Origin of the sequence: Enterobacter sp. MGH 24, assembly GCF_000493015.1 — a bacterium.
GTDB lineage: Bacteria > Pseudomonadota > Gammaproteobacteria > Enterobacterales > Enterobacteriaceae > Enterobacter.
Genome location: NZ_KI535657.1, coordinates 3006966 through 3022906 on the forward strand (window position 1 = coordinate 3006966; position 15941 = coordinate 3022906).

Consider the following 15941-nt stretch of genomic DNA (forward strand, 5'->3'; position numbering starts at 1 on the left):
AGGCATAAAATTGGGGGAGGTGCCTATGCTCAATCAAGAACTGGAACTCAGTTTAAACATGGCTTTCGCCAGAGCGCGTGAGCACCGACATGAGTTTATGACCGTCGAGCATTTACTGCTCGCACTGCTTAGCAACCCATCTGCCCGCGAAGCGCTGGAAGCCTGCTCCGTGGATCTGGTGGCGCTACGTCAGGAACTCGAAGCCTTCATCGAACAAACCACACCGGTGCTGCCAGCCAGTGAAGAAGAGCGCGACACGCAGCCGACGCTCAGCTTCCAGCGCGTGCTGCAGCGCGCGGTATTCCACGTCCAGTCTTCCGGACGTAGCGAAGTGACTGGCGCAAACGTCTTAGTCGCCATCTTCAGCGAGCAGGAGTCACAGGCTGCCTACCTGCTGCGCAAACACGAAGTCAGCCGCCTCGACGTGGTTAACTTTATTTCTCACGGAACGCGCAAAGACGAGCCTAACCAGGCATCGGATTCCAGCAATCAGGTCAATAACAATGAAGAGCAAGCAGGCGGGGAGGATCGTATGGAAAACTTCACCACCAACCTTAACCAGCTTGCTCGCGTTGGCGGTATCGACCCGCTGATTGGTCGCGATAAAGAGCTGGAGCGTGCGATCCAGGTACTGTGCCGTCGCCGCAAGAACAATCCGCTGCTGGTGGGTGAGTCAGGCGTGGGTAAAACCGCGATTGCCGAAGGGCTTGCCTGGCGCATTGTGCAGGGCGACGTGCCGGAAGTGATTGCCGACTGCACCATCTACTCGCTGGATATCGGCTCACTGCTGGCGGGTACGAAATACCGCGGTGATTTTGAAAAACGCTTTAAGGCGCTGTTAAAACAGCTGGAGCAGGACACCAACAGCATCCTGTTTATTGATGAGATCCACACCATCATCGGCGCAGGGGCGGCCTCCGGTGGCCAGGTGGATGCCGCGAACCTGATCAAACCGCTGCTCTCCAGCGGCAAGATCCGCGTGATTGGCTCCACGACCTACCAGGAGTTCAGCAACATCTTTGAGAAAGACCGCGCGCTTGCCCGCCGCTTCCAGAAAATCGACGTGACCGAGCCGTCCGTCGAGGAAACGGTGCAGATCATCAACGGCCTTAAACCGAAGTACGAAGCGCACCACGATGTGCGTTACACCGCGAAAGCGGTCCGTGCGGCGGTGGAGCTGGCGGTGAAATACATCAACGACCGTCATCTGCCGGATAAGGCGATTGACGTGATTGACGAGGCAGGGGCGCGTGCGCGCCTGATGCCGGCCAGCAAGCGTAAGAAAACCGTTAACGTGGCGGATATTGAGTCCGTGGTGGCCCGCATCGCGCGTATCCCTGAGAAGAGTGTTTCTCAGAGCGATCGCGATACGCTGCGCACCCTCGGCAATCGCCTGAAAATGCTGGTCTTTGGTCAGGATAAAGCCATTGAGGCCTTAACCGAAGCGATCAAGATGGCCCGCGCGGGGCTGGGGCATGACCACAAGCCTGTCGGTTCCTTCCTGTTCGCTGGCCCGACCGGCGTGGGGAAAACCGAGGTGACGGTTCAGCTCTCCAAAGCGCTGGGCATCGAGCTGCTGCGCTTTGATATGTCCGAGTATATGGAGCGTCACACCGTCAGCCGTTTGATTGGTGCGCCTCCGGGCTACGTGGGCTTTGACCAGGGCGGCCTCCTCACCGACGCGGTGATCAAGCATCCGCACGCGGTTCTGCTGCTCGATGAAATCGAGAAAGCACACCCGGACGTGTTCAACATCCTGCTGCAGGTGATGGACAACGGGACGCTGACCGACAACAACGGGCGCAAGGCGGACTTCCGCAACGTGGTGCTGGTGATGACCACCAACGCCGGTGTGCGTGAAACCGAGCGTAAATCCATCGGCCTGATCCACCAGGATAACAGCACCGATGCGATGGAGGAGATCAAGAAGATCTTCACGCCGGAGTTCCGTAACCGTCTGGACAACATTATCTGGTTCGATCACCTCTCTACCGACGTGATCCATCAGGTAGTGGACAAGTTCATCGTCGAGCTGCAGGTTCAGCTGGATCAGAAAGGCGTGTCGCTGGAAGTGAGCCAGGAGGCCCGCAACTGGCTGGCCGAGAAAGGCTACGACCGTGCGATGGGTGCCCGTCCGATGGCGCGCGTGATTCAGGACAACCTGAAGAAACCGCTGGCGAACGAGCTGCTGTTTGGCTCGCTGGTGGACGGCGGCCAGGTGACCGTGGCGCTGGACCAGGCGAAGAACGAACTGACGTACGATTTCCAGAGCGCGGCGAAGCACAAGCCGGAAGCGGCTCACTGAGTTATAAGGTAAAAGCAAAACGGCAACTTCGGTTGCCGTTTTTTTTGTTTTCTCACTCTCCCTGTGGGAGAGTGCCGGGATGAGGGCAACAGACCGCAGAGGAATTTTGCGAGGCGCTTTCCAGTTTCTTTCGAAGTCAGTTGCTGGATAAATCCACAGTAATAAAATGGCGGCGCACCTGCAAAATCAGGTGCCGGGATTGGCGTCCTGAAAGTGTGCACAAACAATCTTACGTGCATAAAGGATCACATATGACAGATATTAATAATTTCGCCCAACTTTACAGCGAACTCTCCCTCAACCCCGATCTCCCAACCCTGGCCGAGCGCTGCAAACTGCTCACCGAAATCCTCCTCGACTGCAAATCACTCCCGCAAACGCAGCCCGTTTGCCGCTGTCTCGGAGCTTATCTGGAAGAAGTGAAATCCGGCCTCACAGAATCAATACGTGATTTTCAGGTGGTGGAATTTGAGGACGAAGCGGAACAGCCGCGACAAAAAGAGTGGTTGCTTGAAGACACAGATACGAAATGCGACTACTGCCGGGCGTTAAACCATGTGCTGCTGGTGTCGCATTTTGACCGCGATATGTTGCCGCACCTCACGGGATTACTCCATGACATGGCTCATTCTATGGCGGGGGATTTAATCGCTCCTGTACAACCGTGGATGACAATACATCTTCCGACTCAGCAACACTAAAGCCATAAATAAAAAAGGCCGGGATAATCCCGACCTTTTAAATATTCATCTGCCATTACAGGCGAAAACAATTAGCGACTACGGAAGACAATGCGGCCTTTGCTCAGGTCGTACGGGGTCAGTTCAACAGTCACTTTGTCGCCCGTCAAAATGCGGATGTAGTTTTTGCGCATTTTACCGGAGATGTGCGCAGTTACCACGTGACCGTTTTCCAGCTCTACGCGAAACATGGTATTAGGCAACGTATCAAGTACGGTACCCTGCATTTCAATATTGTCTTCTTTGGCCATCTAATCCTCTGGGGTATCACTACCAAGTTTTGAACCGGCAAGATAATGCCGAAATTCATCAATTAAGTAAAGAATTGCGCGATTAAAACGCAGCAAAACAGTTTCGGCGCATTGCCCAAGCGTCACGGTACAACCGAACAGGAAGCGCATTCGTAAAGGGGAGACAACAGGATAAACGTCAGGACGTTATCTGAAGCGAGGGTCCCAAACGGCGGCGGGGCAACAGGCAGAAGCTACTCTGCGGCATAATTATAACACCCTCACAAAAAATATGCGGAAAACATTTAGGCATTGGGCATAAAGAGCGTTCTCGGTATCCAGAAGTCGCGCGGGAGCTTCTCCTGACGGCTGGCATCCAGCTGTTCGATGTACTGGCGTCGTGGAATTTCAACGGCACCCAGGGAGGCGGTATGCTCGTTGAGCACCTGACAATCGATCAGGCGTCCGCCGCGCCGGGCAAACGCCTCGCAGAAGACCAGCAGCGCGGTTTTCGAGGCGTTAACCGCACGAGAGAACATCGACTCGCCGCAAAACAGCGTCCCTTGCGCCACGCCGTACATGCCGCCGACGAGTGCTCCGCCTTCCCACACCTCAATGGAGTGGGCGTAGCCAAGCTCATGAAGCTGGTGGTAGGCGGTAATGATATCGCGGGTTATCCATGTCCCTTCATAGCGGTCTTCAGCACAGCCTTCAATGACCTGACCAAAGGCGTGGTTGAGGGTAACGCGGTAGGGTGATTTCGCATGGAAACGCTTCATGCTGCGGCTCGCGTGAAACTGCGCTGGCCACAGCACGGCACGCGGATCGGGGGACCACCATAAAATCGGATCGCCGGGAGAAAACCAGGGGAAAATACCGCGCTGATACGCCATTAATAATCGAGCGGGACTGAGGTCACCGCCAAGGGCCAGCAGCCCGTTGGGCTCACGCAGCGCCCCTTCCGGAGAAGGGAACGCGATGTTATGACGAGAAAGCTGGACCAGGCGCATGACAGCAAAACTCCAGTACGCGAGTGAGGACGCTACAAATATAGTCTACAGACGCTGTTTAAACTGGTAGTAGCGACCTTGTTTCGCCAACAGCTCTGCGTGACTACCTTGCTCAATAATGTGTCCGTTGTCCATCACAATTATCCGATCAAAACTCGCCAGTCCACGCAGGCGGTGTGTGACCATCAGCACGGTTTTGCCGGTCATGACATTTGCCAGTAAATCAAGGATTTGGCTTTCGGTTGTGGCGTCCAGTCCTTCGGTGGGCTCGTCGAGCAGCATCAGCGGCGCATCGTGCAGCAGCGCGCGCGCAATGGCCAGACGGCGCAGCTCACCGCCGGAGAGCTGACGGCCGCCTTCGCCCAGCCAGCTGTTCAGCCCCTCGTCCTCAAGCAGCTTTTGCAGTCCGACCTGCTCCAGCACGCCACGAAGCGCATCATCAGAGGCCTCTGGCGCGGCCAGCAGCAGGTTATCGCGCAGGGTGGCGCTAAACAGATGCACGCGCTGTGGAACGACGCTCACGGTCTTGCGCAGGGCCTGCTCGCTGAAATCGGTCAGCAACGTGTTATTAAAACGAATCTGACCGCGCTGCGGATCCCAGGCGCGGGTCAGCAACTGCAGCAGCGTCGATTTACCGCAGCCGGTACGGCCGAGGATCGCCATCCGCTGTCCTGCGTTAACAGAAAGGTTGATACCGTCCAGCGCGTTCTGCGCCTGTTTGTCGTAGGCGAAGGTGACACCTTCCAGCGTTAGCGCAACCTGCTCTGGTACCGCAGTTTGCCCGGCACTGAACGTGACTTCAGGCTCCTGTTCGGCAATCTGCGTGATGCGCAGGGCAGAGGCGATCACCTGACCCAGATGCTGGAAGGCGCCCGTCACCGGGGCCAGCGCCTCAAACGCCGCCAGCGCGCAGAAGACGAAAAGGGCAATAAGAGGACCCGGCTGTGAATTCCCGCCGACATCGCCGGAGGCCAGCCACAGCATGGCAATCACCGCCACGCCGCCGATCAGCATCATCAGCGCCTGAGAAAAGGCCGTCAGCTCCGACTGGCGGCGCTGGGCCTCATGCCAGTTAAGTTCCGTACTTTCCATCCGGGCGCGATAGCGCTTGCTGGCGCCAAAAATCGTCAGCTCTGCCTGCCCCTGAAGCCAGGAGGTGAGCTGCTGGCGGTAGTCCCCGCGCAGGCGCGTCAGGTTTTCCCCGGTGGATTTTCCGGCGCGGTAAAACAGCGGCGGCAGAACGATCAGCGTCAGCAGCATGATCCCGCCCAGCGTCAGCGCAACGGGAACATCCAGAACAGACAGCCCTAGCGTGACCACCACAATCACCACAAACGCGCCCACGATCGGGGAAATCACGCGCAGATACAGGTGATCCAGCGTGTCGACATCCGCGACGACACGGTTAAGGAGCTCACCCTGACGAAAACGCGCCAGCCCGGCAGGGGAGAGGGGCAGCAGTTTGCTGAAGGTGTAGATGCGCAGGTGCTGCAGCACGCGGAAAGTGGCGTCGTGGCTGACCAGCCGTTCGAAATAGCGTCCGGCAGTACGGGTGATGGCGGTACCGCGAACACCGGCAGCCGGGAGCATATAGTTGAAGCTGTACAATCCGGCAAAGCCCGCGACGGCCGAAGCCGACAGGAACCAGCCGGAAAGCGTGAGCAGGCCGATGCTGGCGAGCAGCGTAACAATCGCCAGCACAATCCCCAGCGTCAGCATCCATTTGTGGCGTTTATAGAGCGCAAGATAAGGCAGCAGAGCACGCATCAGATGTCCTCCTGACGGTTCGCCAGCAGGGCGGCAAACGGCCCCTGCGCGGCAACGAGAGAGGCGTAATCGCCTTGCTCAACAATACGGCCATTCTCCATGACCCAGATCTGGTCCCAGTCGGCAATGCCTTCCAGCTGATGGGTGACCATCAGGGTGGTTTGCTGCCGGGAGGCGGCGTTCAGGGCCTCCATTACGCGCTGTTCGCTGTGGGCATCCAGGCTGGCGGCAGGCTCATCCAGCAGCATCAGCTGGCATGGGTTAAGCAGCGCGCGGGCAACCGCCACACGCTGCGCCTGTCCGACCGATAGCCCGGCGGACTGGTCGCCGACCACGGAATCAACCCCTTGCGGAAGCAGCGGCAGAAACTCGCTGACCCATGCACGGTCGAGAACCGATTGCAGTTCATCTTCACGCGCGTCCGGGCGCGCCAGAAGCACATTTTCGCGCAGCGTAGCGGCGGGAAGCTGCGGGTTTTGGCCCACCCAGCTGAGCTGTTTACGCCAGGCGTCTGGATCGAGGTTGCGCAGTTCGGTTTTGTTGATCCGCAGTGAACCCGTGTAGGCCATAAAACCGGATAGCGCATTCAGCAGCGAGCTTTTCCCGGAACCGCTGGTGCCGACGAGCACCACGCGTTGTCCGGCAGGCAAGGTAAAGGTCAGCGGACCCGCGAGCACTTTGCCTTCCGGTGACAGAATGGAAAAATCCTGCGCTTCAATGGTCACGGGCTCTTTAGCATTCAGCGTCACATCACCCCGCTCCGGGTGTGCCAGCGGCGTTTCCAGGAACGTTTTCAGGCTATCGGCTGCGCCAACCGCCTGCGCTTTGGCGTGATAGAAGGTCCCCAGATCGCGAAGCGGCTGGAAAAACTCCGGGGCCAGGATCAGGGCCAGGAACCCGGCAGAAAGGGTCACCGCCGTGCCGTAATGGCCGAAATCCAGCGCGCCAAGGTAGGAGAAGCCAAAGTAGACCGCCACGAGGGCAATCGACAGTGAGGTAAAGAATTCCAGTACGCCGGAAGATAAGAAGGCGAGGCGTAACACTTCCATGGTGCGCTGACGGAAGTCCTGCGATGCCTGGCGAATATTTTCGGTTTCCGCTTCACCGCGGCCAAAAATGCGTAACGTCTCCATGCCGCGAAGACGATCGAGGAAATGGCCGCTCAGGCGACCTAACGCCAGGAAGTTACGGCGGTTGGCATCCGCGGCCCCCATGCCGACCAGCGCCATAAACAGCGGGATCAGCGGGGCGGTGCCCATCAGAATCAACGCAGCCATCCAGTTCACGGGGAAGATGGCGATGACGATCAGCAGCGGAACGAAGACGGCAAGGGCCATCTGCGGCAGATAGCGCGCATAGTAGTCGTGCATATCGTCAATCTGCTCAAGGATCAGCGTCGCCCAGCTACCGGCCGGTTTACCCTGGATCCACGCGGGCCCGGCTTCCTGAAGGCGATCCAGCACCTGACGACGGATCTCGTAGCGGATGTGCTGTCCGGCGTGAAAACCGACGCGCTCACGCAGCCATACCACCCAGGCGCGCAGGATAAAAATCAGGATCAGGACAATAAAGGGCAGCAACAGCGCTTCGCGCGGGATGTTCTCCATGATCATGTGATTAAGAATGCGGGCCAGCAGCCATGCCTGGGCAACAATCAACAGGCCGCTAACGAATCCCAGGAGACGGGAAATCGTAAGCCAGCGGCGGGAAATAACGCTTTGCTGTTTCAGCCAGCGTGTTAACTCTTGTTGACGGGTTTTTTCCATTGCGTACTTTGCAGGTGACGTTATTAGAAATTGGGCAGCGCAATGTTACAACGGGGAGACAATAAAGGCGACTTATCGCCGCCTTTATTTACGTTTGTTACTGACTTGTAAAGATTATTTACCTTGTTCAGCCAGTCCATCGAGGTAGCGTTCAGCGTCCAGCGCGGCCATACAGCCGGTGCCCGCAGAGGTAATCGCCTGACGATAAATGTGGTCCATCACGTCGCCAGCCGCGAACACGCCCGGGATGCTGGTCTGGGTCGCGTTACCGTGAATGCCGGACTGCACTTTGATGTAGCCGTTTTCCAGCTCCAGCTGACCGTCGAAGATCGCGGTGTTCGGGCTGTGACCGATCGCCACAAACAGACCCGCCACTTCAAGCGTTTCGACGTTGTCGGTGTTCTGGGTATCGCGGATACGCAGACCGGCAACGCCCATCTGGTCGCCCGTCACCTCTTCCAGGGTACGGTTGGTGTGCAGCACGATGTTGCCGCTTGCCACTTTATCCATCAGACGTTTGATCAGGATCTTCTCCGCGCGGAAGGTTTCGCGACGGTGGATCAGGTGCACCTCTGAGGCAATGTTCGCCAGGTAGAGCGCTTCTTCCACTGCGGTGTTGCCGCCGCCGATAACCGCGACTTTCTGATTGCGGTAGAAGAAACCGTCACAGGTTGCGCAGGCAGAGACGCCGCGGCCTTTGAACGCTTCTTCGGATGGCAGACCGAGGTAACGGGCAGAGGCGCCGGTGGCGATGATCAGCGCGTCACAGGTGTATTCGCCGCTGTCGCCCGTCAGGCGGAACGGACGGTTCTGCAGATCGACCTTATTGATGTGGTCGAACAGAATTTCGGTTTCGAATTTGGCGGCATGCTCGTGCATACGTTCCATCAGCAGCGGCCCGGTCAGGTCGTTCGGGTCCCCTGGCCAGTTTTCCACTTCGGTGGTGGTGGTCAGCTGACCGCCTTTTTCCATACCGGTGATGAGCACCGGGTGCAGGTTAGCGCGTGCAGCATAGACCGCTGCGGTATATCCCGCAGGTCCAGAACCAAGGATTAGCAGCTTACTGTGTTTGGCCGTGCCCATGAGATCCCCATTGTTGTTGGCAGACATTTGGCTGGATTGTAGGGAATTTGTTGCCGTAAAAAAAGAGCGCAGCAATTTTGATATCAATCTGTGTAATAGCCACGGACGATGAATGAGGCGCTATAACATCACGCTTTCTCCTGAAAATCGCTCGTTTGTAAGGCAATAAAATGAGGATTAATACCCTGCCGTAATGAATATCCGGCATGTTGTACTAAAAAACGATGTTTTGCTTTGACAATCCCCTGCGCTTTTGCGAAAACATTCAAGGAAGAAAAAAAACCGCGTTAACCGTATGCCGCATAGGCATGCACGTAAATGCCATTTTTACCGGGTCAGTGAAATCTACGCATGGCGTGGACAGACGCCATACGTGATGTCGGTGACTGCCTTCGGGCAACGGTCTTCTTACCAACAGAACCCGAATCCGCATCGCGTCTAATACATAATCAGGCGATGTGATGACTAACGGGTACAGGCTCTGAACAGTGATGTGCACAGGGTCCAGGCAGGAGTAGGGAAGGAATACAGAGAGACAATAATAATGGTAGATAGCAAGAAGCGCCCTGGCAAAGATCTCGACCGTATCGATCGTAACATTCTTAATGAATTGCAAAAGGATGGGCGTATTTCCAACGTCGAGCTTTCAAAACGTGTGGGACTTTCCCCGACGCCGTGCCTTGAGCGTGTGCGCCGACTGGAAAGACAGGGTTTTATTCAGGGCTATACGGCTCTGCTGAACCCGCATTATCTGGATGCCTCACTTCTGGTATTTGTTGAGATTACTCTGAATCGTGGTGCGCCGGATGTGTTTGAGCAATTTAACGCCGCTGTACAAAAACTTGAAGAAATTCAAGAGTGTCACCTGGTGTCCGGTGATTTCGACTACCTGTTGAAAACCCGTGTGCCTGATATGTCCGCCTACCGTAAGCTGCTGGGGGAAACCCTGCTGCGTCTACCAGGCGTGAACGACACCCGTACATATGTGGTGATGGAAGAGGTCAAACAGAGCAATCGTCTGGTTATTAAGACGCGCTAACACGGAACAGGTGCAAAATCAGCGTAGTTTGATTACACTCCTGTTAATCCATACAGCAACAGTGCCGGGGAGTCCCGGCGCTGTTGTCCGTTTTAGCAAACAGGCAGGATATGCCTGATACCTGGAGAGCCTTTTTTGAGCCAGGAATACACTGAAGACAAAGAAGTCACACTATCGAAGCTAAGCAGCGGACGTCGTCTCCTCGAGGCTTTGCTGATTGTTATTGCCCTTTTTGCCGTCTGGCTGATGGCAGCCTTACTCAGTTTCAACCCCTCAGATCCCAGCTGGTCACAAACGGCATGGCATGAGCCTATCCATAATTTAGGCGGTGTCCCCGGTGCCTGGCTTGCGGACACGCTGTTCTTCATTTTCGGTGTGATGGCCTACACCCTTCCCGTCATTATCATAGGCGGATGCTGGTTTGCGTGGCGTCATCGTCAGAACGATGATTACATCGACTATTTCGCCGTGTCGCTGCGCCTGATTGGCGCGCTGGCCCTGATCCTCACCTCGTGCGGGCTGGCAGCGATAAATGCGGATGATATCTGGTACTTCGCCTCGGGCGGGGTGATCGGCAGCTTACTCAGTTCTGCGCTACAGCCGATGCTGCACAGCAGCGGCGGCACGCTGGCGCTGCTGTGCATCTGGGCGGCCGGGCTGACGTTGTTCACCGGCTGGTCCTGGGTGAGCATTGCCGAGAAAATCGGCAGTTTTATCCTCACCATTCTGACCTTCGCCAGCAACCGTACCCGTCGTGACGATACGTGGGTTGATGAAGACGAGTACGAAGATGAAGAGGAAGATGACGCGCCTGTGCAGCGTCGTGAGTCTCGTCGTGCGCGTATTCTGCGCGGCGCGCTGGCACGTCGTCAGCGTGTTGCTGAGAAATTTGCCAACCCGCTAGGCCGTAAAACCGATGCGGCGCTGTTCTCCGGAAAACGCATGGATGAAGACGAGCAGGTTGAATACCGCGCGGCGGGTGCCGCCGTCGATCCTGACGATGTTCTCTTCTCCGGCAACCGCGCGATGCCAGGTGATTTTGACGAATACGATCCGCTGTTAAACGGCCATTCTGTTACCGAACCGGTTGCGGCAGCCGCAGCCGCGACGACCGCTGCGCAGGCGTATGCCGCGCCTGTTGAAGCGGTAACGCCATCTGCTCCGGTTTCGCCGCCGGAATCCGTTATTCAGCAGCCGCAGGTTGACTGGCAGACTGCGCCCGGCGTTCACACGCCGGAGCCTGTTATCGCGCCTGAACCTGAAAGCTATATCCCTGTGCAGCAGGAGCAGTGGCAGCAGCCTTATCAGCCGCCGCAGCCTGCGTATGAACCGCAGGATTACCCGCACTACGAACAGCCTGCGGCCCAACCTTATCAGGAGTATGTGCCTGAACCGGTTGAACCTGTGCAGCCTTATGTAGAGCCGCAGCCTGAACCTGAAATCGTGGAAGAGGTAAAACCCTCTCGTCCACCAATGTACTATTTTGAAGAAGTTGAAGAGCGTCGTGCGCGTGAACGCGAGCAGCTGGCGGCCTGGTACCAGCCTGTGCCTGAACCGGTGCAGGAGCCGGTGACGAAAGCGCCTTCTGTTTCCGTTCCGCCGGTCGCCCCTACGCCTGCTGTCGCACCCGTAGCGGAAAGCGTGAAGCAGGCTACCGCGGCCGCAGCCGTGGCGGCACCTGTCTTTAGCCTGGCAACCGGGGGCGCGCCACGTCCTCAGGTGAAGGAGGGGATTGGCCCGCAACTGCCTCGCCCTAACCGCGTTCGCGTTCCAACCCGTCGAGAGCTTGCCTCGTATGGTATCAAGCTGCCTTCCCAACGTATGGCCGAAGAGAAAGCGCGCGAGCCTGAGTACGAAGATGACGCCGATGAAATGCAGCAGGACGAGCTGGCCCGCCAGTTCGCTGCGCAGCAGAATCAACGCTACGGTGAAGAATACCAGCATGATGAACCGCTGCTGGAAGACGAAGAGGACGCGGCTGAAGCAGAACTGGCGCGCCAGTTTGCCGCCACCCAGCAGCAGCGCTATTCCGGTGAACAACCGGCGGGGGCAAATCCGTTCTCGCTGTCTGATTTTGAATTCTCGCCGATGAAGGATCTGGTGGATGATGGCCCGAGCGAGCCTTTATTCACCCCGAGCGTGATGCCGGAAGCAGAGCCTGTGCGCCAGCAGCCAGCACCACAGGCCTACGCGCAGCCGCATCAACCTGTTCAGCAGCCGTATGCCCAACCGCAGCAGCCGCCGCAGTTCCAGCAGCCTGCGCCTCAGCAGCAGGAAAGCCTGATTCACCCGCTGCTGATGCGTAACGGTGACAGCCGTCCGCTGCAGCGTCCAAGCACGCCGCTGCCGTCTCTGGATCTGTTAACGCCGCCGCCGTCTGAAGTGGAACCGGTCGATACCTTCGCGCTCGAACAAATGGCGCGTCTGGTCGAAGCCCGTCTGGCTGACTTCCGCATCAAGGCGGACGTGGTGAACTACTCGCCGGGTCCTGTTATCACCCGTTTTGAACTGAACCTGGCGCCTGGCGTAAAAGCCGCGCGTATTTCCAACCTGTCCCGCGATCTGGCGCGTTCTCTCTCGACCGTTGCGGTGCGTGTGGTGGAAGTGATCCCAGGCAAACCTTACGTTGGGCTTGAGCTGCCGAACAAGAAACGTCAGACCGTCTACCTGCGTGAAGTGCTGGATAACACCAAATTCCGCGATAACCCATCCCCGCTGACCGTGGTGCTGGGTAAAGATATCGCGGGCGATCCGGTGGTGGCCGATCTCGCCAAAATGCCTCACCTGCTTGTCGCGGGTACTACCGGCTCCGGTAAGTCCGTCGGTGTGAACGCCATGATCCTCAGCATGCTTTATAAAGCGCAGCCGGAAGATGTGCGTTTCATCATGATCGACCCGAAAATGCTCGAACTGTCGGTCTACGAAGGCATCCCGCATCTGCTGACCGAAGTGGTCACCGACATGAAGGACGCTGCCAACGCCCTGCGCTGGAGCGTCAATGAGATGGAACGCCGCTACAAGCTGATGTCTGCGCTGGGCGTGCGTAACCTGGCCGGTTATAACGAGAAAATTGCCCAGGCGGTGCGCATGGGACGTCCGATCCCGGATCCTTACTGGAAGCCGGGAGACAGCATGGATGCCCAGCATCCGGTCCTGGAAAAGCTGCCTTATATCGTCGTACTGGTCGATGAGTTCGCTGACCTGATGATGACCGTCGGTAAGAAAGTGGAAGAGCTGATTGCCCGTCTGGCGCAGAAAGCGCGTGCGGCCGGTATTCACCTTGTGCTGGCAACCCAGCGTCCTTCCGTGGACGTTATCACCGGTCTGATTAAAGCGAACATTCCGACGCGTATCGCCTTTACCGTATCCAGTAAAATTGACTCCCGTACCATTCTTGACCAGGGCGGCGCAGAGTCGCTGCTGGGTATGGGTGACATGCTCTATTCCGGCCCGAACTCCACCTCTCCGGTGCGTGTCCACGGTGCGTTCGTCCGCGATGAGGAAGTTCACGCCGTCGTGCAGGACTGGAAAGCGCGCGGTCGTCCACAATATGTTGACGGCATTACCAATGACACCGAAAGTGAAGGCGGCGGCGGTGGCTTCGACGGCGGTGAAGAGCTGGATCCGTTATTCGACCAGGCGGTTAACTTCGTTACCGAAAAACGCAAAGCGTCCATCTCTGGCGTGCAGCGCCAGTTCCGCATCGGCTATAACCGCGCAGCGCGTATCATCGAGCAGATGGAAGCGCAGGGCATTGTGAGCGAGCAGGGGCATAACGGTAACCGCGAGGTGCTGGCGCCGCCGCCGTTTGATTAACCTTCAGCGATTGCAAAGAAGGGTAAATCAGCCAAAATTAAGCATTTTCTTCTGTCGCCTGCCTTCGGGCAGGTCCAGAATAGAAGACGGAAACCCCATACCGGGAAGACGTATTTTAAGGAATAACAATGAAAAAAATCGCCATCGCCTGTGCATTACTCACCAGTTTTGTCGCCAGCAGCGTCTGGGCTGATGCAGCCAGCGACCTTAAAAGCCGACTGGATAAAGTAAGCAGCTTCCACGCCAGCTTCACGCAAAAAGTGACTGACGGCAGCGGCAACGCGGTGCAGGAAGGCCAGGGAGATTTGTGGGTAAAACGCCCAAATCTGTTCAACTGGCACATGACCCAGCCGGATGAGAGCATCCTGGTGTCAGACGGTAAAACCTTATGGTTCTTTAATCCGTTTGTTGAGCAGGCAACGGCGACCTGGCTCAAAGATGCCACCAGCAATACGCCGTTTATGCTGATTGCCCGTAACCAGTCCAGCGACTGGCAGCAGTACAATATTAAACAGACGGGTGACGAGTTTGTCCTGACGCCGAAAGGCAGCAACGGCAACCTGAAGCAGTTCACCATTAACGTAAGCACCAACGGTACTATTAATCAGTTTGGCGCGGTTGAGCAGGACGATCAGCGCAGCAGCTACCAGCTCAAGTCTCAGCAGAACGGCGCCGTTGATGCATCGAAATTCACCTTTACCCCGCCGCAGGGCGTAACGGTGGACGATCAACGCAATAAGTAAGAGGCGTGAGTGGGCAATCTGTCGCTCGATTTTTCAGATAATGCGTTTCAACCTCTGGCCGCTCGCATGCGGCCAGAAAATTTAGCGCAGTACATCGGCCAGCAGCACCTGCTGGCTGCCGGTAAGCCATTGCCGCGCGCCATTGAGGCCGGGCATCTTCACTCCATGATTCTCTGGGGTCCTCCTGGCACCGGCAAGACCACGCTTGCAGAAGTGATCGCCCGCTATGCCAACGCGGACGTTGAACGCATCTCGGCGGTCACCTCCGGCGTGAAAGAGATCCGTGAGGCGATCGAGCGCGCGCGACAGAACCGCAATGCCGGGCGGCGCACCATCCTCTTCGTGGACGAAGTTCACCGCTTTAACAAGAGCCAGCAGGATGCCTTCCTGCCGCATATTGAAGACGGCACGATCTTCTTCATCGGTGCGACCACCGAAAACCCGTCGTTTGAACTGAACTCGGCGCTGCTGTCCCGCGCGCGCGTTTACCTGCTCAAATCGCTGACCACCGAGGATATCGAAAAGGTTCTCACTCAGGCGATGGACGACAAAGCGCGCGGCTATGGCGGACAGGATATCGTTCTGCCTGATGACACGCGTCGTGCGATTGCCGAGCTGGTCAATGGCGATGCGCGCCGGGCGCTGAATACGCTGGAAATGATGGCCGATATGGCCGAAGTCGACGATGCCGGGAAGCAGGTGCTGAAGCAGGAACTGCTCACCGAAATTGCCGGGGAGCGCAGCGCGCGTTTCGATAACAAAGGCGACCGTTTTTACGACCTGATCTCGGCGCTGCATAAGTCAGTGCGCGGCAGCGCGCCGGATGCGGCGCTTTACTGGTACGCGCGCATTATCACTGCGGGCGGCGATCCGTTATATGTCGCGCGTCGCTGCCTGGCAATTGCGTCAGAAGATGTCGGTAATGCCGATCCCCGCGCCATGCAGGTCGCGCTGTCGGCCTGGGACTGCTTCACTCGCGTTGGACCCGCGGAAGGCGAGCGCGCCATTGCGCAGGCGATTGTCTATCTGGCCTGCGCGCCGAAAAGCAATGCAGTTTATACCGCGTTCAAAGCGGCGATGTCTGACGCTCGCGAACGCCCGGACTACGACGTGCCGGTTCATCTGCGTAACGCGCCGACCAAGCTGATGAAAGAGATGGGTTACGGGCAGGAGTATCGCTACGCTCACGACGAACCCAATGCCTACGCTGCCGGGGAGGAATATTTCCCGCAGGAGATGGCACAAACGCGCTATTATCACCCCACAAACAGAGGTCTTGAAGGCAAGATTGGTGAAAAGCTCACCTGGCTCGCCGGACAGGATCAAAATAGCCCTATAAAACGCTACCGTTAGTTCAATCGTTGCGGTAATGTTGGCAATGTATCCTTGTGGCCGCAGGCTGTGGCCACATTTTCCTATTTTAATTCGATAAGCACAGGATA

At 57.2% G+C, this 15941-nt stretch carries 11 protein-coding genes; 6 read left to right on the plus strand and 5 right to left on the minus strand.

Annotated elements, in window-relative coordinates; all coding sequences use genetic code 11:
* Nucleotides 1–25: 25 nt before the first annotated feature.
* On the plus strand, nucleotides 26–2305 hold the full coding sequence (gene clpA, locus L370_RS07790) for an ATP-dependent Clp protease ATP-binding subunit ClpA (RefSeq protein ID WP_023335109.1): 2280 nt from the start codon (nucleotides 26–28) through the stop codon (nucleotides 2303–2305).
* Between the two features lie 251 nt (nucleotides 2306–2556).
* Nucleotides 2557–3006 (plus strand): hypothetical protein, encoded by a 450-nt coding sequence (locus tag L370_RS07785; RefSeq protein WP_023335110.1) that lies wholly within the window; start codon nucleotides 2557–2559, stop codon nucleotides 3004–3006.
* A 71-nt stretch (nucleotides 3007–3077) separates the two neighbouring features.
* Here the strand turns inward: L370_RS07785 and infA are convergent, their stop codons facing one another.
* The 5 genes from infA to trxB all read right to left on the minus strand — a co-directional run bounded on the left by infA (nucleotide 3078) and on the right by trxB (nucleotide 8901).
* Entirely contained in the window at nucleotides 3078–3296 is a 219-nt protein-coding gene (infA, locus tag L370_RS07780) for a translation initiation factor IF-1 (RefSeq protein ID WP_002211347.1), read from the minus strand.
* A gap of 284 nt (nucleotides 3297–3580) precedes the next feature.
* A complete protein-coding gene (gene aat / locus L370_RS07775) occupies nucleotides 3581–4285 on the minus strand; it encodes a leucyl/phenylalanyl-tRNA--protein transferase (protein WP_023335111.1) in 705 nt (234 codons plus the stop codon).
* A 45-nt stretch (nucleotides 4286–4330) separates the two neighbouring features.
* The gene (gene cydC, locus L370_RS07770) at nucleotides 4331–6052 is read right to left on the minus strand and encodes a heme ABC transporter ATP-binding protein/permease CydC (protein ID WP_023335112.1); all 1722 of its coding nucleotides are present in this window, start codon (nucleotides 6050–6052) and stop codon (nucleotides 4331–4333) included.
* The gene (cydD, locus tag L370_RS07765) at nucleotides 6052–7818 is read right to left on the minus strand and encodes a heme ABC transporter permease/ATP-binding protein CydD (RefSeq protein ID WP_023335113.1); all 1767 of its coding nucleotides are present in this window, start codon (nucleotides 7816–7818) and stop codon (nucleotides 6052–6054) included. The genes cydC and cydD overlap by 1 nt, the downstream gene beginning before the upstream one ends.
* A 114-nt stretch (nucleotides 7819–7932) precedes the next feature.
* The gene (gene trxB / locus L370_RS07760) at nucleotides 7933–8901 is read right to left on the minus strand and encodes a thioredoxin-disulfide reductase (protein ID WP_032638969.1); all 969 of its coding nucleotides are present in this window, start codon (nucleotides 8899–8901) and stop codon (nucleotides 7933–7935) included.
* A 544-nt stretch (nucleotides 8902–9445) separates the two neighbouring features.
* Between trxB and lrp the strand changes: the two genes are divergently transcribed.
* From lrp to rarA, 4 genes are all read left to right on the plus strand, one after another.
* The gene (gene lrp / locus L370_RS07755) at nucleotides 9446–9940 is read left to right on the plus strand and encodes a leucine-responsive transcriptional regulator Lrp (RefSeq protein ID WP_000228469.1); all 495 of its coding nucleotides are present in this window, start codon (nucleotides 9446–9448) and stop codon (nucleotides 9938–9940) included.
* 135 nt (nucleotides 9941–10075) lie between these two features.
* Nucleotides 10076–13756: a DNA translocase FtsK 4TM domain-containing protein gene (locus L370_RS07750; protein WP_023335115.1), complete on the plus strand. Its 3681-nt coding sequence runs from the start codon at nucleotides 10076–10078 to the stop codon at nucleotides 13754–13756.
* Between the two features lie 128 nt (nucleotides 13757–13884).
* Nucleotides 13885–14499, plus strand: coding sequence for an outer membrane lipoprotein periplasmic chaperone LolA (gene lolA, locus L370_RS07745; RefSeq protein ID WP_023310983.1), 615 nt, complete (start codon nucleotides 13885–13887; stop codon nucleotides 14497–14499).
* A 9-nt stretch (nucleotides 14500–14508) separates the two neighbouring features.
* Entirely contained in the window at nucleotides 14509–15852 is a 1344-nt protein-coding gene (gene rarA / locus L370_RS07740; protein ID WP_023335116.1) for a replication-associated recombination protein RarA, read from the plus strand.
* Nucleotides 15853–15941 lie beyond the last annotated feature (89 nt).